General features: G+C 66.1%; 22 protein-coding genes and 1 pseudogene. 15 read left to right on the top strand and 8 right to left on the bottom strand.

Features of this window, described 5'->3' with window-relative positions; translation table 11 throughout:
- Nucleotides 1-11: 11 nt before the first annotated feature.
- Together BN2156_RS13225 and BN2156_RS13220 are read right to left on the bottom strand one after the other, a co-directional pair.
- Nucleotides 12-1,382 (bottom strand): aspartate aminotransferase family protein, encoded by a 1,371-nt coding sequence (locus BN2156_RS13225; RefSeq protein ID WP_090514431.1) that lies wholly within the window; start codon nt 1,380-1,382, stop codon nt 12-14.
- The gene (locus BN2156_RS13220; RefSeq protein ID WP_036440614.1) at nt 1,379-1,891 is read right to left on the bottom strand and encodes an Lrp/AsnC family transcriptional regulator; all 513 of its coding nucleotides are present in this window, start codon (nt 1,889-1,891) and stop codon (nt 1,379-1,381) included. The genes BN2156_RS13225 and BN2156_RS13220 overlap by 4 nt, the downstream gene beginning before the upstream one ends.
- Nucleotides 1,892-2,014: 123 nt before the next feature.
- Between BN2156_RS13220 and BN2156_RS13215 the strand changes: the two genes are divergently transcribed.
- From BN2156_RS13215 to BN2156_RS13165, 11 genes are all read left to right on the top strand, one after another.
- Nucleotides 2,015-3,502 carry a gamma-aminobutyraldehyde dehydrogenase gene (locus BN2156_RS13215; RefSeq protein ID WP_162490795.1) on the top strand — a complete coding sequence of 496 codons (1,488 nt, stop codon included), beginning with the start codon at nt 2,015-2,017 and terminating at the stop codon, nt 3,500-3,502.
- Nucleotides 3,503-3,533: 31 nt separating this feature from the next.
- Complete coding sequence (locus tag BN2156_RS13210) at nt 3,534-4,682, top strand: FAD-dependent oxidoreductase (RefSeq protein ID WP_235625360.1); 1,149 nt, start codon at nt 3,534-3,536, stop codon at nt 4,680-4,682.
- A 245-nt stretch (nt 4,683-4,927) separates the two neighbouring features.
- Nucleotides 4,928-5,515, top strand: coding sequence for a type II toxin-antitoxin system RelB family anti-toxin (locus BN2156_RS13205; RefSeq protein WP_090514426.1), 588 nt, complete (start codon nt 4,928-4,930; stop codon nt 5,513-5,515).
- A gap of 71 nt (nt 5,516-5,586) precedes the next feature.
- Nucleotides 5,587-6,711, top strand: coding sequence for an ABC transporter substrate-binding protein (locus tag BN2156_RS13200; protein ID WP_090514423.1), 1,125 nt, complete (start codon nt 5,587-5,589; stop codon nt 6,709-6,711).
- 12 nt (nt 6,712-6,723) lie between these two features.
- Entirely contained in the window at nt 6,724-7,608 is an 885-nt protein-coding gene (locus BN2156_RS13195) for an ABC transporter permease (protein ID WP_090514420.1), read from the top strand.
- Nucleotides 7,605-8,405 carry an ABC transporter permease gene (locus tag BN2156_RS13190; RefSeq protein ID WP_090514418.1) on the top strand — a complete coding sequence of 267 codons (801 nt, stop codon included), beginning with the start codon at nt 7,605-7,607 and terminating at the stop codon, nt 8,403-8,405. The genes BN2156_RS13195 and BN2156_RS13190 overlap by 4 nt, the downstream gene beginning before the upstream one ends.
- Entirely contained in the window at nt 8,395-9,483 is a 1,089-nt protein-coding gene (locus BN2156_RS13185; RefSeq protein ID WP_090514414.1) for an ABC transporter ATP-binding protein, read from the top strand. Before BN2156_RS13190 ends, BN2156_RS13185 begins: the two co-directional genes overlap by 11 nt.
- Nucleotides 9,484-9,555: 72 nt before the next feature.
- Entirely contained in the window at nt 9,556-10,974 is a 1,419-nt protein-coding gene (locus BN2156_RS13180; protein ID WP_090514411.1) for an NAD(P)/FAD-dependent oxidoreductase, read from the top strand.
- Between the two features lie 15 nt (nt 10,975-10,989).
- Complete coding sequence (locus BN2156_RS13175; protein ID WP_090515865.1) at nt 10,990-11,328, top strand: cupin domain-containing protein; 339 nt, start codon at nt 10,990-10,992, stop codon at nt 11,326-11,328.
- A 42-nt stretch (nt 11,329-11,370) separates the two neighbouring features.
- Nucleotides 11,371-12,279, top strand: coding sequence for a sigma-70 family RNA polymerase sigma factor (locus tag BN2156_RS13170; protein WP_090514408.1), 909 nt, complete (start codon nt 11,371-11,373; stop codon nt 12,277-12,279).
- A complete protein-coding gene (locus BN2156_RS13165; RefSeq protein ID WP_090514407.1) occupies nt 12,279-12,773 on the top strand; it encodes a PPOX class F420-dependent oxidoreductase in 495 nt (164 codons plus the stop codon). The genes BN2156_RS13170 and BN2156_RS13165 overlap by 1 nt, the downstream gene beginning before the upstream one ends.
- A gap of 3 nt (nt 12,774-12,776) precedes the next feature.
- Here BN2156_RS13165 and BN2156_RS13160 read toward each other — a convergent pair whose 3' ends face one another.
- From BN2156_RS13160 to sdhC, 6 genes and pseudogenes are all read right to left on the bottom strand, one after another.
- Nucleotides 12,777-13,568: a phosphatidylethanolamine N-methyltransferase family domain-containing protein gene (locus BN2156_RS13160; RefSeq protein ID WP_090514405.1), complete on the bottom strand. Its 792-nt coding sequence runs from the start codon at nt 13,566-13,568 to the stop codon at nt 12,777-12,779.
- A 77-nt stretch (nt 13,569-13,645) separates the two neighbouring features.
- Nucleotides 13,646-14,260: pseudogene (locus tag BN2156_RS13155) on the bottom strand (carboxymuconolactone decarboxylase family protein); the annotation flags it as partial.
- A 117-nt stretch (nt 14,261-14,377) separates the two neighbouring features.
- A complete protein-coding gene (locus BN2156_RS13150; RefSeq protein ID WP_090514400.1) occupies nt 14,378-15,163 on the bottom strand; it encodes a succinate dehydrogenase iron-sulfur subunit in 786 nt (261 codons plus the stop codon).
- Nucleotides 15,163-16,917: a succinate dehydrogenase flavoprotein subunit gene (gene sdhA / locus BN2156_RS13145; RefSeq protein ID WP_019345705.1), complete on the bottom strand. Its 1,755-nt coding sequence runs from the start codon at nt 16,915-16,917 to the stop codon at nt 15,163-15,165. The genes BN2156_RS13150 and sdhA overlap by 1 nt, the downstream gene beginning before the upstream one ends.
- 3 nt (nt 16,918-16,920) lie before the next feature.
- On the bottom strand, nt 16,921-17,343 hold the full coding sequence (locus BN2156_RS13140) for a succinate dehydrogenase hydrophobic membrane anchor subunit (RefSeq protein WP_003882378.1): 423 nt from the start codon (nt 17,341-17,343) through the stop codon (nt 16,921-16,923).
- Between the two features lie 47 nt (nt 17,344-17,390).
- A complete protein-coding gene (sdhC, locus tag BN2156_RS13135) occupies nt 17,391-17,807 on the bottom strand; it encodes a succinate dehydrogenase, cytochrome b556 subunit (RefSeq protein ID WP_090515863.1) in 417 nt (138 codons plus the stop codon).
- 214 nt (nt 17,808-18,021) lie between these two features.
- On the opposite strand from sdhC, the gene BN2156_RS13130 reads away from it, so the two are divergent.
- The 4 genes from BN2156_RS13130 to BN2156_RS13115 all read left to right on the top strand — a co-directional run bounded on the left by BN2156_RS13130 (nt 18,022) and on the right by BN2156_RS13115 (nt 21,790).
- Nucleotides 18,022-18,420, top strand: coding sequence for a cytidine deaminase (locus BN2156_RS13130; protein WP_162490793.1), 399 nt, complete (start codon nt 18,022-18,024; stop codon nt 18,418-18,420).
- Between the two features lie 49 nt (nt 18,421-18,469).
- Entirely contained in the window at nt 18,470-19,762 is a 1,293-nt protein-coding gene (locus BN2156_RS13125; RefSeq protein ID WP_090514397.1) for a thymidine phosphorylase, read from the top strand.
- A 71-nt stretch (nt 19,763-19,833) separates the two neighbouring features.
- Nucleotides 19,834-20,664, top strand: coding sequence for a dienelactone hydrolase family protein (locus tag BN2156_RS13120; RefSeq protein ID WP_090514394.1), 831 nt, complete (start codon nt 19,834-19,836; stop codon nt 20,662-20,664).
- Between the two features lie 37 nt (nt 20,665-20,701).
- The gene (locus BN2156_RS13115) at nt 20,702-21,790 is read left to right on the top strand and encodes an adenosine deaminase (protein WP_090514391.1); all 1,089 of its coding nucleotides are present in this window, start codon (nt 20,702-20,704) and stop codon (nt 21,788-21,790) included.
- Nucleotides 21,791-21,891: the final 101 nt, after the last annotated feature.

The following is a 21,891-nucleotide window of genomic DNA, read 5'->3' as shown; positions in this document are numbered from 1 at the left end:
ACAGCGGCGAGCTACAGCAGCTTTCCGGCCCCCGTCAGCACACCGTGCAGGATCTCGTAGATCGCGTCGAACTCGGCCTGCCCGCTGATCAGCGGCGGGGCCAGCTGGATCACTGGGTCGCCGCGGTCGTCGGCGCGGCAGTACAAGCCGGCCTCCCACAGCGCCGGCGTCAGGAACCCGCGCAGTAGGCGTTCGGACTCTTCGTCGTTGAACGTCTCCTTGGTGGCCTTGTCCTTGACCAGTTCGATGCCGTAGAAGAAGCCTTCACCGCGCACATCGCCGACGATCGGCAGGTCGTACAGCTTCTCCAGGGTGGCCCGGAACGCCGGAGCGGAGTCCTTGACGTGGTCGTTGATGCCCTCGCGCTCGAAGATGTCGAGGTTGGCCAAGGCGACCGCTGCCGAAACCGGGTGTCCGCCAAAGGTGTAGCCGTGGCCGAAGGTGGTCTTGCCGTCGTTGAACGGCTCGAACAGCCGGTCGCTGGCCACCATCGCGCCCAGCGGTGAGTAGCCCGAGGTCAGACCCTTGGCGCTGGTGATGATGTCCGGTACGTAGCCGAAATCATTGCAGGCGAACATCGAACCGATGCGGCCGTAGGCGCAGATCACCTCGTCGGACACCAGCAGCACGTCGTACTCGTCGCAGATCTCACGGACCCGTTCGAAGTAGCCGGGCGGCGGCGGGAAGCAGCCGCCGGCGTTCTGCACGGGCTCGAGGAACACTGCGGCCACGGTCTCGGGACCCTCGAATTCGATGGCCTCGGCGATGCGGTCGGCGCAGTAGCGGCCGAAAACCTTTTCGTCATGCGCGTATTCGGCCGGTGCGCGGTAGAAGTTGGTGTTCGGTGCGCGGAAGCCGCCGGGGGTCAGCGGCTCGAACGGAGCCTTGAATGCCGGGATGCCGGTGATCGCCAACGCGCCCTGCGGGGTGCCGTGGTAGGCGATGGCACGCGAAACCACCTTGTGCTTACCGGGTTTGCCGGTCAGCTTGAAGTACTGCTTGGCCAGCTTCCATGCGCTCTCGACGGCCTCGCCGCCACCGGTGGTGAAGAACACCCGGTTCAGATCGCCCGGTGCGTAATTGGCGACGCGCTCGGCCAGTTCGATGGCCGGTGGCGTTGCGTAGGACCACAGCGGGAAGAAGGACAGCTTCTCGGCCTGCTTGGCCGCGGCCTCGGCGAGTTCCTTGCGGCCGTGGCCGACCTGGACGACGAAGAGGCCGGAAAGGCCGTCGATGTAGCTCTTGCCCTTGTCGTCGAAGATGCGGACGCCTTCGCCGCGGGTGATGATCGGAGGTGTGATGCCCTCGCCGTGGCGGGCGAAGTGCCCCCACAGGTGGCGGTTGGCTTTTGTTGCCAGATCGGATTTTTCGGTGACGCTCATCGAGTTCCCCAATTGTATTGCTGTTTGACGAGTTTCAGATAGACGAGGGTTTCGGTGGTTATCACTCCTGGCAATGAGCGGATCTGGGTGTTGAGAAGTTCGAGCAGGCTGTCGTCGTCCTCGCAGACGACTTCGCAGATGGCGTCGAAGGACCCGGCGGTCAGCACGACATAGTCCACGGCCTCGATGGCGGAGAGTTTCTCGGCCAACTTGAGGGTGTCGCCGGTGCAGCGGATGCCGATCATCGCCTGCCGGGCGAACCCGAGCTGCAGCGGATCGGTGACCGCGACGATCTGCATGACGCCGGCATCGACCATGCGCTGCACGCGCTGGCGGACCGCGGCCTCGGACAGGCCCACGGCCTTACCGATTCCGGCATACGAACGGCGGCCGTCGGCCTGCAGCTTCTCGATGATCGCCTTCGACAGTTCGTCGAGCTGGAAGGCGGTGCGAGAATTGTTCACACGCAGCGGGACGGCCTGAAGGTCGGGACCATCAGGGTTGGTCATGCACCGATTGTGCACGGAATCCGTCGTTTAGGGCAACCGAATCGATGAAATCCCTCGTTTCAACCCGGCCTCAGCGCGGGATTACGTAGAGATCGGTTGCCGGATCGGTTAGCGTGGGGCCCCATGAGCGTGGCAGTGAATGTGACGAGCAGCTGGATAAACGGTGCACCGGTGGCGACGACCGGGGCCACCCATCAGATCATCGATCCCGCCACCGGCCAGGCGGTCGCCGACTATGCCCTGGCCACTCCGGCCGACGTGGACAACGCCGTCGACGCCGCGCGCAAGGCGTTCCCCGCCTGGTCCAAGGCGACACCGGCGGAGCGGTCGGCGGTACTGGCCAAACTGGCCAAGCTCGCCGACGAACATTCTGACCAGCTGATCGCCGAGGAGGTCAGCCAGACCGGCAAGCCGGTACGCCTGGCCACCGAGTTCGACGTCCCCGGCAGCATCGACAACATCGACTTCTTCGCGGGCGCGGCCAGGCACCTGGAGGGCAAGGCCACCGCCGAGTACTCCGGTGACCACACCTCCAGCATCCGCCGGGAGGCCGTCGGCGTCGTCGCCACCATCACGCCGTGGAACTACCCGCTGCAGATGGCGGTATGGAAGGTCATCCCGGCGTTGGCCGCCGGATGTTCCGTCGTCATCAAGCCGGCCGAGATCACCCCGCTGACCACCCTCACCCTGGCCCGGCTGGCCACCGAAGCCGGCCTGCCCGATGGTGTGTTCAACGTCGTCACCGGCGGTGGCGCCGACGTCGGGACCGCTCTGGCCGGGCACCGCGACGTCGACGTCGTCACCTTCACCGGCTCCACCCCGGTCGGCCGCAAGGTGATGGCCGCCGCCGCGGTGCACGGCCACCGAACCCAGCTTGAACTGGGCGGCAAGGCTCCGTTCGTGGTGTTCGACGACGCCGACCTCGACGCCGCGATTCAGGGCGCGGTGGCCGGTGCCCTGATCAACACCGGGCAGGACTGTACCGCTGCGACCAGGGCGATCGTGGCGCGCGACCTGTACGACGACTTCGTAGCCGGTGTCGCCGAGGTGATGAGCAAGATGGTCGTCGGCGACCCGCGTGACCCCGACACCGACCTAGGCCCGCTCATCTCGTTCGCGCATCGGGACAAGGTGGCGGGCATGGTGGCCCGGGCGCCCGAACAGGGCGGTCGCGTCGTCACCGGCGGCGTGATCCCGGATCTTCCCGGAGCGTTCTACCGGCCCACCCTGATCGCCGACGTCGCCGAGACCTCCGAGGTGTACCGCGACGAGATCTTCGGTCCGGTGCTGACGGTGCGGGCCTTCACCGACGACGACGACGCGATCCGCCAAGCCAATGACACCGACTACGGCCTGGCCGCCTCCGCCTGGACCCGTGACGTGTACCGCGCGCAGCGGGCGTCGCGCGAGATCAACGCCGGCTGCGTGTGGATCAACGACCACATCCCGATCATCAGCGAGATGCCGCATGGTGGCGTCGGTGCGTCGGGCTTCGGCAAGGATATGAGCGATTACTCGTTCGAGGAGTACCTCACCATCAAGCACGTGATGAGCGACATCACCGGCGTTGCCGAAAAAGACTGGCATCGGACGATTTTCGCCAAGCGCTGAGACTCTCGCCGGGAGGCATGCTGCCGTGACCATGACGTGCGTGGTGGTCGGCGCGGGCGCCTGGGGTCTGCCCACCGCGGCAGAACTCGTCCGACGCGGCCACCGGGTGACGCTTGTCGATCGCTACGGGCCGCTCAATGGTCTGTCGTCATCGGCGGGAACGACGCGACTGTGGCGACTCGCCGACCCCGATCCGCTGCGGGTGCGGGTGGCTCAACGCGGGGTCGATGCGATGCACCGCCTCGCCGAGCGGGCGGGAACGCCGGTGTTCCTCACTCAAGGTCTGCTGTGGCGTGACGACGTCTCGCTGCCGGCTGTGGCCTCGACATTGGACGGCCTCGGGGTCGGATACACCAACGTGGTTCCCGAGGACGTGGGCCGGTTCTTTCCCGGTCTGCGCGGCGACGGGCGCGGTGCCCTCTGGCAACCCGCGGCGGGCGTCGTACTTGCCGAGGAATCGCTGAAGGCTCAGCTGAGAATCTTCCAGAGTTGTCCCGGTGCAACAGTTCTCGAACGCGAGGTGGCTCGCATCGAGCAAGCCGCCAACGGCGTCCGGGTGGTGCTTGCCGACGATGAGACGATCGATGCCGACGCGGTAGTGCTGGCGGCCGGGCCCGGGGCGGGGCCGCTGTTGTCGTCGCTGGGCATCGACCTTCCGCTCCATCCTTACCTTGAGCAGGTGGTGTACTTCGGCGATCCGGCCAATCCCGGTGCCACCGACGGCTTCCCGTGTCTGTTCGACGGGCCGGCCACCGACCGCCCCGGCATCTACGCGATGCCCTCACCCGGGGCCGGGTACAAGATCGGGTTGGACGCCCCGCTGCGGGACTACCGGACCGGCGATGTCGACCGGACACCCGATGACCGGCGTACTGCCGTGCTGCGCGAGCGGGTGCGGACCGATTTGCCGGCGATCGTTCCGTCCGTGCTCAACGCCCAGGTCTGTAGTTGGACCGACTCTCCCGATGGCAGCTTCGTCATCGATCGCCTCGACGGCGGGATCGTCATCGCGTGCGGTGACTCGGGTGAGGGCTTCAAATACTCCGCATTGATGGGCGAAGTGCTGGCCGATCTGGCCGAGGGGCGCACGCCGGACGCCGATGTAGCGACATGGTCGTTGGCACGATTCGCCGACGGCCTACCGGTGCGTACCGGACCGAACGTGCTCGGCAGGCACTAGGGCCTTTCCCGCCACGAAATCCTTCGCGAGTGGCGCTTTTGGCGACGCGAACCGTTGTCATTCGGCCCGCGGCGACGCCGATATCAGCACCGTGTGATTGATCCCACAAAGTGTTGGAAATGTGACACACGCCTTGCCGGCGACCGTCGAGCAGACATAGGGTTCTGCATCAGCGAACAAAGTGTTCGCTCAAACCAACTTTCTTGCTCTTACGCGACGAACGGACTTTTCGATATGAGTTCGACATGACGGCGACCGAGCCTGATCCCGCCGAGACGGCGGACACCGTGGTGGGCGCCCGGATCCGCCAGTTCCGGGCAGCCCGGAAGATGTCGCTTCGCCAGTTGGCCGATCGCGCCGGCATCTCCCCGGGCTTTCTCAGCCAGGTCGAACGTGGGCAGGTCAATGCGAGTGTCGGGACCCTGCGCCGGTTGGCGCAGGCGCTCGGCATCGTCCTGCCCGACCTGTTCACCGACGACGAGGTCACCGACGTCCGCATCCTGCGGAAGGCGGCTCGACCGACCATTGAGGTGTCCGAGCTCAGCTCGAAATACCTTCTGTCACAAAAGCCCCTGCGCAACCTCGAGGTGTACGCGGGTGAACTGTCACCCGGGTCGAGCGCGGGCGAGGCCTATGTGCATGGCGACGCGCAGGAGATCCTGATCGTCATCGCCGGCACTCCGACTCTGGAGCTCGACGGCGAGCGTTACGTGCTCGAGCCGGGCGACAGTGCGGAGTACCGCACCTCCATGCCGCACACCGTCCACAACTTGAGTGACGCCCCGGTCGAGCTCATCTGGATTGTCAGCCCCCCGACCGACTGGCCGACTTGACGGGCCGCTCGTCCCGTTGCGGATGTGCCCACCTCCGCGAACACCTTTCCGCCCAGATCCAAAGGAGATCCATGAAGAAGTCACGTGTCACCCGCAGTGTGCCCGCCATCATCACCGCCGGCGTCCTGCTGGCCACCGCGTGTACGCCGGCGGGTCCTGGCCAAGCCGCTGACGTCGATCTCGGCAGCGGATCGCCGCAGGCCGGCACCGTGAAGGAAGGCGCACTCAAGGGCCTGACCCTGACGTTCGTGTCCTACGGCGGCATCTTCCAGGACGGGCAGACGAAGGCGGCCATCGAACCCTTCGCAGCGCAGTCCGGCGCAAAGGTGTTGCAGGACGGGCCTACCGAGAACTCGAAGATCAAGGCCCAGGTCGACTCCAAGAACGTGACGTGGGACGTGGTCGACAGCACCAACGTGTTCACCGCCAAGAACTGCGGCACGCTGTTCATGCCGCTGGACACCAGTATCGTCGACATCAGCAAGCTGCCCCCGGGTACCAAAACCGACGACTGCTCCGTTCCCGCAATGGGTTACGGCCTGATCGTGGTCTACAACACCAAGAAGTACGGGGCGAACCCGCCGAAGACCTGGGCTGACTTCTACGACACCGCAAAGTTCCCCGGCAAGCGGGCCATCGAAGGCGTGCCCGGTGAACTCGACCCCGGCGTGCTGGAGGGCGCGTTGCTCGCCGACGGTGTCGCGCCTGACGCGATGTACCCGATCGACATGGATCGAGCCCTGGCGAAGATGAACAGCATCCGCAACGACACCATCTTCTGGACCACCGGCGCCCAGTCGCAACAGCTCATCGAGTCCGGCCAGGTCGACATGGCGCTGGTGTGGAGCGGCCGCGCGTACTCGGCCGTCAAGAACGGGGCTCCGTTCGCTCCGATGTGGAACCAGTGGATGCCCGAAGCCGACACGATCGCTGTGCCCGTCGGAGCCCGGAATCCCAAGGCGTCCATGGCGATGATCAACTTCTACCTGGGCGCACAGCAGCAGGCCAAGCTCGCCGAGCTGACGTCCTACAGCCCGATCAACGTCGAGGCCAAGCCGCAACTCGACGATCTGGCCCGGTCGTACCTGACCACCACGCCGGAGCGCGAAAAGGACCGGTTCCCACTGGATCTGCAGTACTGGGCCGAACACCAGGAAGAGATCGCGTCCAAGTACACGGCCTGGCTCGCCGGGTAGGAGGTTCATCGCATGTCGATGGTCGATGTTCTCGCGGGCGCCCCGCCCAAGCCCGAAGCGGCGCCCGCGACCACCGGTCGGAGGCTCAGCGGGATCGGCTTGCTACTGCCGTCGATCCTGCTCGTGGTCGGGGTCTTCGGACTACCGCTGGTCATCATGTTCTGGCAGGCGTTCAGCGATCCGGAACTCGGTTTCGGCAACTTCGCCTGGTACCTGGGTGATTCCGTGCAGCGCAGCGTGTTGTTGCGCACGTTCACGACCGGCCTCGAAGTCACGGTGATCTGCCTGGTCCTCGGTTACCCGTACGCCTACGCCATGGTCGCGTTCGGTCCGGCGGTGCGTATCGCGCTGACCCTGCTCGTGTTGGTGCCGTTCTGGACCAGCCTGATGGTGCGCACCTTCGCCTGGGTGATCCTGCTGGAGGACGGTGGACCGATCCAGACGCTGCTGTCGTTCGTCGGGCTCGGCAGTGTGCCGCTGCTTCGTACCAACCTCGGCGTGGTCATCGGCATGAGCCAGATCCTGTTGCCGTTCATGGTGTTGCCGCTGTATGCGGTGATGTCAGGTATCGACCGCAGGCTTGTGCTCGCATCGTCGAGTCTCGGTGCGCGCCCGGTCATCTCGTTTGTGCGGATCTGGGCGCCGCTGTCGTTGCCCGGCGTCGGGGCCGGGTGCCTGATGGTGTTCATCAGCAGCCTCGGCTTCTACGTCACCCCGGCCCTGCTCGGCGCCCCCGACGACGCCCTGATCAGTCAACAGATCTACGTGCAGGTCACGAGCCTGCTGGCCTGGGGCAGGGGAGGAGCCATGGGTGTGGTGCTGCTTCTGGTCACGTTTGCGGTGCTCGCCGCCCTGATGTATCTGCTGCGCCGAAACCGGAAGGAGCGAGCGGCATGACCCGCTACGCAAGAACCTGTTGGAACGTCCTGCTCGGGCTGTTCTGCGCCGGCGTCGGATTGTGGCTCGTCGCACCGTCATTGATCGTGATCCCGCTGAGTTTCACCGATCGGCCGTCGTTCGCCTTTCCGCCCAGCGGCTGGTCGACCCGGTGGTACCAGGCGTTCTTCCAGGACCCGGCCTGGATCTCGGCCCTGCGGGCCAGCCTGGAGGTCGGTGTTCTGGTCGCGATCTTCGCCACGGTGTTCGGCACCGCGGCGGCCGTGGCACTCAGCCGCACCGGACTGGCCGGCCGGCAGGGGATACGCGCTTTTCTCTTGGCTCCCATGGTCGTTCCGGTGATCGTGGTGGCCGTCGGTCTCTACGCGTTGTTCCTGAGGTTGAACCTGCTCGGCACCTTGTTCGGTTTCGTCGTCGCGCACACCATGCTGGCGCTGCCGTTCGTCATCGTCCCGGTGACGGCCAGCCTGCAGGGTTTTGACCGGCGACTGGAGGATGCGGCCGCGATCTGTGGGGCCGGACGCTGGACCACGTTCCGTACCGTCACCCTGCCGCTGGTGGCCCCCGGTGTGCTGTCGGGCGCCCTGTTCGCGTTCGCGACGAGCTTCGACGAGGTCGTCCTGTCGCTTTTCATCCAGAACCCGTACCTGCAGACGTTGCCGGTCAAGATGTACGCCTCGGTCACGCGTGACACCGATCCCACGATCGCCGCGGCCGCCACTCTCATCCTCGTCCTCACCACATGTCTGACCATCGTTGCGGGCATTTACTCGCACAGGAGGAACCGTGTCCACTGACAACACTCCGCACGGTGCGTCGATCACCTTGCGGCGCTTGACCAAAACCTACGGCTCGGAGAAGGCCGTCGACGCCATCGACCTCGATGCCCGCCCGGGTGAGTTTCTCACCCTGCTCGGGCCGAGCGGATCGGGCAAGACGACCACGCTCAACATGATCGCCGGCTTCGCCGATGTCACCTCGGGCGAGCTGCTGATCGACGGCCGGCCGGTTGCCGATCTGCCGCCGTACCGCCGCAACATCGGCATGGTGTTCCAGCACTACGCGCTGTTCCCGCACATGACGGTGATCGACAATGTGGAATACCCACTGCGCCAGCGCAAGATGCCCAAGCCGCAACGGCGCGAGAAGGTGGCTGCCGCGTTGCGCACGGTCGGGCTCGACGGCTACGGCAAGCGGATGCCCAAGGAACTGTCCGGTGGTCAGCAGCAGCGGGTCGCCTTCGCCCGTGCCATGGTGTACGAGCCGCGGGTGCTGCTCATGGACGAGCCGCTGGGAGCACTGGACAAGAAGCTGCGTGACTCACTGCAACTGGAGATCAAGCGCATCCACGGAGAACTCGGCACCACCTTCGTCTACGTCACCCACGACCAGGACGAAGCGCTGGTGCTCTCCGACCGCATCGCGGTGTTCAACAAGGCGCGGATCGAACAGATCGGCTCACCGACCGATCTCTACGAGCACCCGAAAAGCATCTTCGTAGCCCGATTCCTCGGTGAGTCGTCGCTGTTGTACGGAAAGCTCGAGGATGGCCGCGCGGTGAATGCCTATGGCCGGCGTATCGAGGCAGGCCGGGGTGATGCGGCACGCGGTGACGCCGTGGCCGTGGTCGTCCGGCCGGAACGCCTGCGCATCGTCATCGGTGACGCCGAGCCCGATGCGGTCAATGCGGTTCCGGGCACCGTGGTGCAAGAAATCTACCTGGGCAACTCACGCAAGGTCGAGGTCAGCCTGCCCGACGGCACCATCGCGCTGGTCCGGGAAAGCGCCGGCAACATCACCTCAGCTCATGCAGGACAACAGGTTTGGCTGACTTTCGATCCCGACGTCGCGACCATTCTGCCCGCCGACACCTGACACCGGCCGCCGCGCACACCGGCACGTCGACAACAACCCACTGATAAACGCCACGAGTACAGGAGAACCAAGATGTCCCCCGACGGTCGCACGAACAGCGGTCTCGCCAATGACTTCGTGAACGGCAGCGTGTCGTTCTGGTATCGCGCGGCGGGTTTCCCGGAATCGAGACCGCCGCTGCCAGGCTCCCTCGAAGCCGACGTATGCATCGTCGGTGCCGGGCTGACCGGTTTGTGGGCAGCGTATTACCTCAAGCGGGAACAGCCGGATCTTCGAATCGTAATGTTGGAGAAGGAGTTCGCCGGGTTCGGAGCGTCCGGACGCAACGGCGGATGGCTGTCTGCCGAACTTGCCGGGTCCCGCGACGCCTATGCCTCCACACACGGCCACAATGGCGTCGTCGAGCTCATGCGGGCCATGCGCGGTGCCGTCGACGAGGTCATCGGCATCGCGAAATCCGAAGGCATCGATGCCGACATCGTCAAGGACGGCGTGCTGCATGTGGCGCGTAACCAGGCGCAGATGGGCCGGCTCCGTGAATCCCTCGAATTCGAGCGAAGCTGGGGAGCCACCGAAGACGACTTCGTCGTTCTCACCGGTGACGAATCCAACGCCCGTATCCGGGTCGACGGCGCGATGGGGGCCCTGTTCACCCCGCACTGCGCACGCGTGCAGCCGGCCAAACTGGTCGGTGGCCTGGCCCGCGTGGTCGAGGGGATGGGCGTGGCGATCTACGAGCAGACCGAGGTGACCGACATCAAGCCGGGCCGGGCGATCACCGCCCGCGGCGACGTGCGGGCACCCGTCGTGCTGCGCTGCCTCGAGGGCTTCACCGCGACCATGCCGGGACAGCGCCGGGCGTGGTTGCCGATGAACTCCTCGATGGTGGTGACCGAGCCGCTGCCCGACTCGGTGCTGGAGCAGGTCGGCTGGAAGGGTGCCGAACTGCTCGGCGACTACGCGCATGGCTACATGTACGCCCAGCGGACCGCCGACAACCGAATCGCACTGGGCGGCCGCGGTATTCCCTATCGCTTCGGCTCGGCACTCGATCACCGCGGGGCCACCCAGCAGTGGACGATCGAGGCCCTTGGTGCGCTGGTCCAAGACATGTTCCCGGCCACCCGCGATGTCCCGATCGAACACGCCTGGTGTGGCGTGCTCGGGGTACCGCGCGACTGGACGGCGACCGTGGACTTCAACCGCGCCAGCGGTCTGGGCACTGCGGGCGGTTATGTCGGCAGCGGCCTGACCACCACCAATCTGGCCGGGCACACCCTGGCTGATCTGGTGCTCGGGCGTGATACCGCACTCACCCGGCTGCCGTGGGTGGGGCGCCGGGTCCGCAAGTGGGAGCCGGAGCCATTTCGGTGGCTCGGGGTACAGGCGATGTATGCGCTCTACCGGACCGCCGACCGGCGGGAGTCCACCCGCGGCCTGGCCGTCACCAGCGGGCTGGCGCGGGTGGCCAACAAGATCACGGGGCGCTGACCGATGGAGACGAGTGTGAAGCTGCTTCAGGTTGACGCGACCACGGTCGAAATGCCGCAACCGCAACCGAAACCGACGAGTGTCACCGGCCAGGTGGAGTCATCCATCTCGGTTTGGGCCGATGCGGTGACCGACACCGGGGTATGGGAATGCGATCCGGGAGAGTTCACCGCCGACCGGTCGGGCGCGACGGAGGTGTGCCACATCATCTCCGGCTCCGGACGGGTGGTCGGCGAAGACGGCGTCAGCGCCGACATCGGACCCGGCACGCTGCTGGTGCTGCCCCGCGGCTGGCGGGGAACGTGGTTCGTCACGGAGACGATCCGCAAGACCTACGTGATGGTGGGTGCCTGAGGGCGCTCCTGCGCGACGGTGGCGCCGCTCTAAACTGGGCCCATGACCGCGAGCGCTCGGGTCGGCGAGTTCGAGGAGCTACGGCCACACCTGCTGGCCGTGGCTTACCGGCTCACCGGGACCTTCGCCGACGCTGAGGACCTCGTCCAGGAGGCGTGGATCCGATGGGATGCCAACCGCACCCAGATCGCTGACCTGCGCGCCTGGCTGACCACCGTGGTGAGCCGGTTGGGTCTGGACCGGCTGCGCTCTGCCGCACATCGGCGCGAGGCCTACTACGGGGAATGGCTGCCCGAGCCCGTCGTGACCGGGTTCGACACGAACGACCCCCTCAACGCGGTGGTGGCCGGGGAAGATGCCCGGTTCGCCGCGATGGTGGTGCTGGAGCGGCTCACCCCCGACCAGCGAGTGGCCTTCGTGTTGCACGACGGTTTCGGCCTGCCCTTTGGCGAGATCGCCGATGTGCTCGGGGTCAGCGACGCATCGGCCCGTCAACTGGCCTCGCGGGCCCGCCGCGCGGTCGCCGACAACCCACCGCCGTCGTCGCCCGACGATTTGCACAACCAGGTCGCGGGCGAGCTGATGGCCGCCCTGGCCTCGGGGGAGCTCGACGCCGTCGTCCGGTTGCTGCATCCCGACGTCACGTTCACCGGCGATTCGAACCGGCGCGCCCCGACCGCCGCTCGCGTCATCCACGGACCGGACAAGGTGGCCCGGTTCATTCTCGGCCTCTCCAAGAAGTACGGCCCGAATTGGCTGGCAGGCAGTCAGTTTGCACTCGTCAACGGCCAGTTGGGTGTCTACACGACAGGCGCGCCCGCCGCTGACGGTTACCCCGAGCTGATGCCTCGGGTCACCATCTTCACCGTCCGCGACGGGTTGGTCTGTGCGGTTTGGGACATCGCCAACCCCGACAAGTTCACCGGATCTCCGCTGAGAGGTGCCCAGTGATGCCGAACGAGCCCGGAACCCTGGCCCAGACGTTCAGCCGAATGATGTTCCGCGGCATGGACAAGATGCGGCACCGTGAGGCCTTCGACATCGGGCCGGCGACCGGCTCGGACTTCACCGGGTTCGAGAACTACCGCCAGATCGTGTTGGTGACCTTCAAGAAATCGGGCGAGGCGGTGCCCAGCCCGATCAACCACGGGGTGGCAGACGGCAAGCTCTATGTGCGCACCGACGCGTCGACCGGCAAGGTCAAGCGAATCCGCAACGACCCGAATGTCCTTGTGGTGGCGAGCAATCTGCGCGGCAAGCCCAGCGGACCGGTGGTGGCCGGCGTGGCGCGCATCCTGCCCGAGACCGAACACGCACACGCCGACGCGGTGATCGCCGCCAACTGGAGCGCACCCATGAAGCTGTTCGAGCGCGGCCTCGACTACGGCAGCCAGACCATGGGCGTGCCAATGGCTTTCATCGAGATCACGCCTGCGGAGGCATGACCGTCACAACACATACGGGATCAGTGCCTTGCGGTCGGTGGGGTACTCGGGGAACTTGTCGTGGTACCAGCCGTGGGTTCCCAGCGCGCGGGGAATGAGGTTGCCTGCGGTGATCAGCAGGATCGCGACGCCGGGCAGGGCCCACGTCAGCAGCGCGAACCCGGACCAGGCGATGATCTCACCGAGGTAGGCCGGGCTGGTGACGAAACGGAAGCCGCCCCCGAACGGGATGCGGTACTCGTCCCCGCCGGGATTGTTCTTGTCCCGCAGGTTGCGCACGATCGATTCGGAATTGACCAGCAGCGCGAACCCGCACAGGTAGATCACCAGCCCCACCAGGAATCGCGGATCGGTCAACCACGCGGTGCCGTACTGCCCGAAGAAGTCGTGGCTGAACAGGGTTCCGTTGAGGTACCCGTGCATGGAGGTGACGAGCATGCCCATCACGATCACCGAGATGTTGAACGTGCCGCGCTTGCCGGGTACCTGCCGGATCGCCAGCGGGAAGAACCAACCGCGGTTGGCGTAGTGCAGCATCCAGATTCCGGCGAGCACCAGGGACGTCGGCTCGAATCGACTCGGCCCGGCCAGGTAGCTGATCAAGAACACCACGGTCGCGGGGATCTCCATCAGCCACCAGCCGAGCTTCGGGTTGAGGTTCAAGCCGAGCTTCGTCGACGAGAAGCGCCCGTAGGAACTCTGCGCGAAGAAACCGCCGACGATCACGAATGCGGCGAACGCGAAGGCTGCGGTCAGCACGGTGTCGTAGACCGTGTCGCCGGTGTACCAATGCATGAATTTGTCCTTGGGTTCGGGCGGTTTCTGTAACGTGTTCTACCACCCGGCCGCGTCGTGATGCCAGCGCCGCGAGATCACTCAGCCCACGGAACGCGGCAGGCATCTCCGGAGTTGAAGCCCTGCTCGGTGATGCCCAGGGCCGCGTACATCCGGGACCGCTGGTTCTCCACACCGATCTGGTAGGTCAGCTCGATCACGCCGTCGTCGCCGAAGCGCTGGCGCAGATCGGCCACCTGCTCGTCGGTGACGGTGTGCGGGTCTGTCGTCATCGCGTGGGCGTAGGCGATCGCGGCACGCTCGTCATCGGTGAACAGCGGCGAGGTGGCGTAGTCGTCGATCGACTTGAGCCGTTCGACGTCCAGGTTTTCCAGCCGCATGAGCATGGAGCCGAAGTCCACGCACCAGGAACAGCCGACGGTGCGGGCGGTCCAGAACACCGCGAGCTCGCGGACCGTGGCGGGCAGCTTCTTGGAGCCACCCTGCAACAGCATCTCGTGAACACCGTTGGCCACCAGCAGACGAGGGTGGTGTGCGGCCACCGCGAACGGCTCGGGCACCTCACCGAACTGGCGCTTGGCGTACCAGTACATGGCGCGGGTCAGCAGGCCGGCTTGCTTGGGAGTTACGGCGGGAATTCGTGTCTTGGTCTCGGTCATACCCGTTAGACGAGGCAGCCGCGGAATATGTGACAGCCAGGGCGCGAGAATGCAAAACGGGCGCCGACTCTGCGCTCAGATCGTGATTCCCCTCGAAAACACGATCTGAGCGCAGAATCGACGCCCGGTAAGCAGCGTCGGCGATAAAACCTAGCGCGCGAACATCAGAGCGCGCTTGACCTCCTGGATCGCCTGGGTCACCTGGATGCCACGCGGGCAGGCCTCGGTGCAGTTGAACGTGGTGCGGCAGCGCCACACACCGTCGACCTCGTTGAGGATGTCCAGCCGCTCGGCGGCCGCCTCGTCACGCGAATCGAAGATGAACCGGTGTGCGTTGACGATCGCGGCCGGGCCGAAGTACGACCCCTCGCTCCAGTACACCGGGCAGCTCGTGGTGCAGCACGCACAGAGGATGCACTTGGTGGTGTCGTCGTAGCGGGCCCGGTCGGTGGCGCTCTGGATGCGCTCCTTGGTGGGCGGGTTGCCGCTGGTGATCAGGTACGGCTTCACGGCGCGGTAGGCGTCGAAGAAGGGCTCCATGTCCACCACGAGGTCCTTCTCCACGGGCAGGCCGCGGATCGGCTCGATGGTGATGGTGAGCTGCTTCTTGGGGTTCTTCGGCAGCAGGTCACGCATGAGCACCTTGCACGCCAGCCGGTTCACACCGTTGATCCGCATGGCATCCGAGCCGCACACGCCGTGGGCGCAGGAGCGCCGGAAGGTCAGCGTGCCGTCCAGGTAGCCCTTGACGTAGAGCAGCAGGTTGAGCAGCCGGTCCGAGGGCAGGCAGGGAACTCGGAAGCTCTGCCAACCCGCCGCATCGGGGTTCTCCGGGTTGAACCGGGCGATCTTGAGGGTGACCATGACCGCGCCCTCGGGGACAGGGGGCAGCTCCGGGTCGCCGGCTTCGGGCTTGTCGATGACAGGTGCGCTCATCAGTACTTACGCTCCATCGGCTCGTAGCGGGTCTGGACCACGGGCTTGTAGTCCAGCCGGATGTCGGCCAGCAGCCCGGGGCCTTCCTTGTACGCCATGGTGTGGCGCATGTAGTTGGTGTCGTCGCGGTCGGGGTAATCCTCACGCGCGTGCCCGCCTCGGGACTCCTTGCGGTTGAGCGCACCGACCACGGTCACCTCGGCCAGCTCCAGCAGGAAGCCCAGCTCGATGGCCTCGAGCAGGTCGCTGTTGTAGCGCTTGCCCTTGTCGTGCACGGTGATTCGCGCGTAGCGTTCCTTGAGCGCGTGGATGTCGGTCAACGCCTGCTTGAGCGTCTCCTCGGTGCGGAACACCGCGGCGTTGTTGTCCATCGACTGCTGCAGGGCAGTGCGGATGTCGGCGACGCGCTCGTTGCCGTGCTCGGACAGGATGTCACCGACCCAGCCGACCACCATGTCTGCCGGGTTCTCCGGCAGGTCGACGTGGTTGTGGTTGGCGGCGTACTCGGCGGCGGCGATACCGGCGCGACGGCCGAACACGTTGATGTCCAGCAGCGAGTTGGTGCCCAGGCGGTTGGCGCCGTGCACCGACACACACGCACATTCACCGGCGGCGTACAGGCCGGGGATGACGTTGGTGTTGTCGCGCAGCACCTGGCCGTGGACCGTGGTGGGGATGCCGCCCATGACGTAGTGGCAGGTCGGGTAGACCGGCACCAGTTCCTTGACCGGGTCCACACCCAGGTAGGTGCGGGCGAACTCGGTGATGTCGGGAAGCTTGGCCTCCAGCACGTCCTCGCCGAGGTGACGCACGTCGATGTAGACGTAGTCCTTGTTCGGCCCGGCGCCGCGGCCTTCTAGCACCTCCAGCACCATCGAGCGGGCGACGATGTCACGCGGCGCGAGGTCGACGATCGTCGGCGCGTAGCGCTCCATGAACCGCTCGCCCTCGCCGTTGAGCAGACGACCGCCCTCGCCGCGCACAGCTTCGGAGATCAGGATGCCCAGGCCGGCCAGGCCTGTCGGGTGGAACTGGTGGAACTCCATGTCTTCCAAGGGAAGTCCCTTACGGAAGATGATGCCCAGGCCGTCACCGGTCAGGGTGTGGGCGTTGGAGGTGGTCTTGTACATCCGGCCCGAACCGCCGGTGGCGAAGACGATCGCCTTGGCGTGGAAGATATGAATATCTCCAGTTGCGAGCTCGTACGCGATGACACCGGTGGCCACCGGGCCGGCGGGGGTCTCGGTCAGCGCGATGTCCAGTGCGTAGAACTCGTTGAAGAACTCCACGTCGTGCTTGACGCAGTTTTGGTACAGCGTCTGCAGGATCATGTGGCCGGTGCGGTCGGCGGCGTAACAGGCCCGGCGCACCGGGGCCTTGCCGTGGTCGCGGGTGTGTCCGCCGAATCGGCGCTGGTCGATGCGGCCCTCGGGCGTCCGGTTGAACGGCATGCCCATCTTCTCGAGGTCCAGCACCGCGTCGATGGCCTCCTTGGCCATGATCTCGACGGCGTCCTGGTCAGCGAGGTAGTCACCACCCTTGACGGTGTCGAAGGTGTGCCACTCCCAGTTGTCCTCTTCGACGTTGGCCAGCGCGGCGCACATGCCGCCCTGGGCCGCGCCGGTGTGCGAACGCGTCGGGTACAGCTTGGTCAGCACGGCGGTGCGGACCCGGGGTCCGGCCTCGACGGCTGCGCGCATGCCGGCGCCGCCGGCGCCGACGATGACGACGTCGTAGCGATGTTCCTGAATCATTGGTTAGCCCCCAATATTCGGGTCGAAGGTGACCAGGACGTAGGTGCCCAGAACCAACGTGAACCCTGTCGCCAGCAGAAGTAGCGAATTCAGGTAGAACTTCGTGACGTTCTTACGGGCGTAGTCGCCGATGATGGTGCGCAGGCCGTTGGCCCCGTGGATCATCGCGAGCCACAGCAGGGCCATGTCCCAGATCTGCCAGAACGGCGAGGCCCAGCGTTGTGCGACGTAGTTGAAGTCGATGCGGTACACGCCGTCCTGCCACATCAGCATGATGAACAGGTGGCCGAGCGCCAGGAACACCAGTGCCAGCCCGGAGAACCGCATGAACAGCCAGGCGTACTTCTCGAAGTACGGGATGCCGCGGGGGCGGCGGGGCGCGCGGGGGTGGTCCAGCGCGGCCGGCCGGTCGTGCTCACGTTCCATCACCGGTGCCGGACGGCCCAACCGTGACTCGCCCGCTCCTGGCGCGCTCACAGGAACCGCTCCGTCATGTGCATACCGAGAACTCCTAGTGCTGCGATGAGGACCACGGCAAAGATGCCGACGGCGACCGCGAGCATTTGCCGCTGGTAGCGGGGACCCTGCTGCCAGAAGTCGATGAGGATGACGCGGATGCCGTTCAGTGCGTGGAAGAGCACTGCGGCGACCAAGCCCATCTCCATCAATCCGACGATGGGGGTCTTGTACGTCTCGATGACCTCGTTGTAGGCCTGCGGGCTCACCCGGACCAGCGCGGTATCAAGGACGTGTACGAACAGGAAGAAGAAGATCGTGGCACCGGTAATACGGTGCAGCACCCAGGACCACATTCCCGGATCACCGCGATAAAGGGTGCGCCGTCGTGCTTTCCTGGGTTGCGGAGCCGGTACCTCCGTCTGAGTACTCATCGGGCCCTCCAACGCCATCGGTGGGACGTCTGGGACTGCCTGTTGATTAGCCCCAAACCTCGGGGCGACTCTAAACCCATTTGTAGTGGCGAACGAATTACGGTTGAGCAGTTCGACCCGCTAAACACGCAAAAGTTAGGCTTACCTATCTTAATGTGCGGGTCGGGAATTGGGGTTTCGGAATGCATTCAGAACCTATGTCCGGGGTTGTCGCATGACGATCGACATCGACTGGAATCTGTTGCGCAGCAAGGCAATCGAAGTTTCGTTTCGCGCCTACGCGCCCTATTCGGGCTTTTCGGTGGGTGCCGCGGCTCTCGTCGACGACGGCCGGATCGTGACCGGATGCAATGTGGAGAATGTCTCATATGGCCTAGGTCTCTGTGCCGAGTGCGCTGTGGCCTGTGCCCTGCATTCGGGGGGCGGCGGACGGCTCGTCGCACTGTCGTGTGTGGGCCCTGACGGAGGCCTGCTGATGCCGTGCGGGCGGTGTCGTCAGGTGTTGCTCGAACACGGCGGCCCCGACCTGTTGATCGCCCATCCTGGCGGGCCGCGGCCGCTCCGGCAGCTGCTGCCCGACGCCTTCGGGCCGGAAGATCTGGAGCGCAGGTAAGCCCAAGTGGTCCAACAACTCCGGGTTACTGGCGAGTAGGTTTACCGCCATGCCGCATCTCGACGCGCCGACCGTCATCCGGACCAAACGTGACGGCGGTGTGCTGCCCGACGCCGCGATCGATTGGGTGATCGACGGCTACACCCACGGACGGGTCGCCGACGAGCAGATGTCGGCCTTGCTGATGGCGATATTTCTCAAGGGCATGACACCGGCCGAGGTGGCTCGGTGGACAGCGGCCATGGTGGCCTCCGGGGAGCGGTTCGACTTCACCGACCTGCGCCGGGACGGGCGGCCATTGGCCCTGGTGGACAAACACTCCACCGGTGGGGTGGGGGACAAGATCACCATTCCGCTGCTGCCGGTCGTGATGGCATGCGGGGCAAGCGTTCCGCAGGCGGCCGGGCGCGGTCTCGGGCATACCGGCGGGACGCTCGACAAACTCGAGTCGATCCCCGGATTCACCGCGGAGCTGTCGAAAAACCAGATCCGGCAACAACTCCGGGATATCGGCGCGGCGGTCTTCGCCGCGGGAGAGCTGGCGCCGGCCGACCGCAAGATCTACGCGCTGCGTGACGTCACCGCCACCACCGAATCGCTACCGCTGATCGCGAGCTCGGTGATGAGCAAGAAATTGGCCGAGGGGGCGCGGTCACTGGTCCTCGACGTGAAGGTGGGCCGCGGCGCCTTCCTCAAGACCGAGGACGAGTCACGCCAACTGGCGGCCACGATGGTCGGCCTCGGCAATGCCAATGCGGTACCGACCCGGGCCCTGCTCACCGACATGAACTGCCCGCTGGGGCGGGCCGTGGGCAATTCCGTTGAGGTCACCGAGTCGCTGGAGGTGCTGGCCGGCGGTGGGCCGTCTGATGTCGTCGCCCTGACGCTGGCGCTGGCGACGGACATGCTCGACGCGGCAGGCATCGACGGAACCGACCCCGCCGACACCCTGCGGGACGGCACCGCGATGGATTGCTTCCGTGCGCTCGTGGCGGCCCAGGGCGGGGACCTGAGCTGCCCACTGCCCCTCGGGGCGGCCAGCGAGACCGTGACGGCCCCGCACGGCGGCATCATGGGCGACCTCGACGCCATGGGGGTGGCGCTGGCGGCCTGGCGGTTGGGTGCCGGCCGGGCCCAGCCGGGTGAGCCGGTGCAGTTCGGTGCGGGCGTGCGGATCCACCGCAGGCCGGGAGAGCCGGTGGCCGCGGGCGACGCGCTGTTCACGCTGTACACCGACACCGCCGAGAGGCTGCCGGGGGCGCTGGCCGAGCTGGACGGTGCGTGGACTGTCGGAGACACGGCGCCCACGCAGCGGCCGTTGATCGTCGATCGGATCGTCTGAGGCTCCGCACCGGCGACGTCAATGCCATTGCCGCTCTGGCCAATCAGGTGCCCAACTGCTAAGCAGAATGGGTGCCCGACGACGATCTCGCGGATTTCCAGCGATCAGAGTTCACCTACGAATCCAAGACCCGCGTCGTATTCCGGCGCGGTGACGGCCCGGCGGTCATCATCATCGCCGAAATGCCCGGCATCACCCCCAAAGTCCTCGATTTCGCCCGTCAGGTCAGTGGGATCGGTTGCACCGCAGTCCTTCCGCACCTGTTCGGCGTCCCGGGCCGTGATCCGAACCCCGACGCACGTGGTCGGGTCGGCTTTGTGGCCAACGCCGTCAGCTCCCTCGTACCGGCGTGTATCAGCCGGGAATTCGTCACGCTGGCGACTGGCCGGACCTCTCCGGTGATCGACTGGCTGCGCGCATTGGCCCGGCACGAACACGAGCGGTGCGGCGGGCGGGGTGTCGGCGCCGTCGGCATGTGCTTCACCGGGGGCTATGCCCTGGCCATGGCGACCGAAGACGCGTTGCTCGCCCCGGTGCTGTCCCAGCCGTCTATGCCATTCGGTCTGACTGCCCGTCAACGCGGGTCGATCGACATCTCGGCGGAGGACCTGGCCGTCGTCAAACAACGATGCGCCCGCGGACTGACGGTTCTGGGGCTGCGGTTCACCGGGGACCGATTGGTGCCGCGCGAACGCTTCGGCTTCTTGCGCGACCAGCTCGGTGACGGATTCGTCGCGGTCGAACTCGACGATGCCGACGCCAACCCCGACGCGACGATGCCACCGCACTCGGTGCTCACCGAACACCTGATCGATCAGCCCGGCCAGCCCACCCGAGCCGCACTCGACCAGGTGCTCGACCTGTTTCGTCACCGACTGTTGAGCGGATCGCAGCCTGAATGAGCGCCGCTGACGGGCCCGCTGTGCGCATGATGGAGGCATGAGTACGCCGCTGAGTCTGGACAAGATCCAGCACGCTCCCAAAGCCCTGCTGCACGACCACCTGGACGGCGGACTGCGACCGGCCACCGTGCTGGACCTGGCCGGTCAGCTGGGCTACGACGACCTGCCCGCCACCGAGGTCGACGAGCTGGCCACGTTCTTCCGGACGGCCGCCCACAGCGGCTCCCTGGTGCGTTATCTGGAGCCGTTCGCCCACACGGTCGGGGTCATGCAAACCCCCGACGCGCTGCACCGCGTCGCGTACGAGTGCGTCGAGGACCTGGCCGCGGACAACGTCGTCTACGCCGAGGTCCGGTTCGCTCCGGAATTGCACATCGATCGCGGGCTGTCGCTGGACGATGTGGTCGACGCGGTACTGGCCGGGTTCGCCGACGGCGAGAAGGCGGCCTCGGCCGAGGGGCGCACCATCACCGTGCGCTGCCTGGTCACCGCGATGCGCCACGCTGCCCGCTCCCGTGAGATCGCCGAGCTGGCAATCCGGTTCCGGGACAAGGGCGTTGTCGGATTCGACATCGCAGGGGCCGAGGCCGGATATCCGCCCACCCGTCATCTCGACGCCTTCGAGTACATGAGAGGCAACAACGCGCGCTTCACGATTCACGCCGGCGAGGCGTTCGGCCTGCCATCGATCCACGAGGCCATCGCATTCTGCGGGGCGGACCGGCTCGGGCACGGGGTGCGCATCGTCGACGACATCACCGAACTCGACGACGGGACGCAGCACCTGGGCCGGCTGGCAGCGATCCTGCGCGACAAGCGAATTCCGCTGGAAATGTGTCCCAGCAGCAACGTGCAGACCGGCGCGGCACCCAGCATCGCCGAGCACCCGTTCGACCGGCTGGCGCGGCTGCGCTTCCGCGTGACGGTCAACACCGACAACCGGCTGATGAGCGACACCAACATGAGTCAGGAGATGCTGCGCCTGGTCGAGGCTTTCGGCTACGGCTGGAGCGACCTGGAGCGGTTCACGATCAATGCGATGAAGTCCGCCTTCATCCCGTTCGATCAACGGCTCGCGCTGATCGACGAGGTGATCAAACCGCGGTACGCGGTTCTGGTCGGCTGAGCCGTCGCCTCGGGCAAATTCTCCCCGCCGAAAATTTCCACCCGAAACGCTGTAACGGCGGCGTTTGCGGCTGCGACAATCCAGCAGGCCGACACAAGATC

The sequence above is a fragment of the Mycolicibacterium neworleansense genome (genome assembly GCF_001245615.1).
Lineage (GTDB): Bacteria > Actinomycetota > Actinomycetes > Mycobacteriales > Mycobacteriaceae > Mycobacterium > Mycobacterium neworleansense.
Note: the sequence above shows the minus strand (reverse complement) of the source record. Positions and strands in the feature narration are given on the sequence as shown.

What these genes read in the sequence shown, in the direction of transcription:
- BN2156_RS13195 (WP_090514420.1), top strand. Translation starts at nt 6,724, where the DNA reads ATGTCGATGGTCGATGTTCTCGCGGGCGCCCCGCCCAAGCCCGAAGCG.
- BN2156_RS13165 (WP_090514407.1), top strand. Translation starts at nt 12,279, where the DNA reads ATGCCGAACGAGCCCGGAACCCTGGCCCAGACGTTCAGCCGAATGATG.
- BN2156_RS13220 (WP_036440614.1), bottom strand. Translation starts at nt 1,891, where the DNA reads ATGACCAACCCTGATGGTCCCGACCTTCAGGCCGTCCCGCTGCGTGTG.
- BN2156_RS13160 (WP_090514405.1), bottom strand. Translation starts at nt 13,568, where the DNA reads ATGCATTGGTACACCGGCGACACGGTCTACGACACCGTGCTGACCGCA.
- sdhC (WP_090515863.1), bottom strand. Translation starts at nt 17,807, where the DNA reads ATGAGTACTCAGACGGAGGTACCGGCTCCGCAACCCAGGAAAGCACGA.
- BN2156_RS13190 (WP_090514418.1), top strand. Translation starts at nt 7,605, where the DNA reads ATGACCCGCTACGCAAGAACCTGTTGGAACGTCCTGCTCGGGCTGTTC.
- BN2156_RS13205 (WP_090514426.1), top strand. Translation starts at nt 4,928, where the DNA reads ATGACGGCGACCGAGCCTGATCCCGCCGAGACGGCGGACACCGTGGTG.
- BN2156_RS13225 (WP_090514431.1), bottom strand. Translation starts at nt 1,382, where the DNA reads ATGAGCGTCACCGAAAAATCCGATCTGGCAACAAAAGCCAACCGCCAC.
- BN2156_RS13180 (WP_090514411.1), top strand. Translation starts at nt 9,556, where the DNA reads ATGTCCCCCGACGGTCGCACGAACAGCGGTCTCGCCAATGACTTCGTG.
- BN2156_RS13150 (WP_090514400.1), bottom strand. Translation starts at nt 15,163, where the DNA reads ATGAGCGCACCTGTCATCGACAAGCCCGAAGCCGGCGACCCGGAGCTG.
- BN2156_RS13125 (WP_090514397.1), top strand. Translation starts at nt 18,470, where the DNA reads ATGCCGCATCTCGACGCGCCGACCGTCATCCGGACCAAACGTGACGGC.
- sdhA (WP_019345705.1), bottom strand. Translation starts at nt 16,917, where the DNA reads ATGATTCAGGAACATCGCTACGACGTCGTCATCGTCGGCGCCGGCGGC.
- BN2156_RS13215 (WP_162490795.1), top strand. Translation starts at nt 2,015, where the DNA reads ATGAGCGTGGCAGTGAATGTGACGAGCAGCTGGATAAACGGTGCACCG.
- BN2156_RS13115 (WP_090514391.1), top strand. Translation starts at nt 20,702, where the DNA reads ATGAGTACGCCGCTGAGTCTGGACAAGATCCAGCACGCTCCCAAAGCC.
- BN2156_RS13140 (WP_003882378.1), bottom strand. Translation starts at nt 17,343, where the DNA reads ATGGAACGTGAGCACGACCGGCCGGCCGCGCTGGACCACCCCCGCGCG.
- BN2156_RS13130 (WP_162490793.1), top strand. Translation starts at nt 18,022, where the DNA reads ATGACGATCGACATCGACTGGAATCTGTTGCGCAGCAAGGCAATCGAA.
- BN2156_RS13200 (WP_090514423.1), top strand. Translation starts at nt 5,587, where the DNA reads ATGAAGAAGTCACGTGTCACCCGCAGTGTGCCCGCCATCATCACCGCC.
- BN2156_RS13170 (WP_090514408.1), top strand. Translation starts at nt 11,371, where the DNA reads ATGACCGCGAGCGCTCGGGTCGGCGAGTTCGAGGAGCTACGGCCACAC.
- BN2156_RS13210 (WP_235625360.1), top strand. Translation starts at nt 3,534, where the DNA reads ATGACGTGCGTGGTGGTCGGCGCGGGCGCCTGGGGTCTGCCCACCGCG.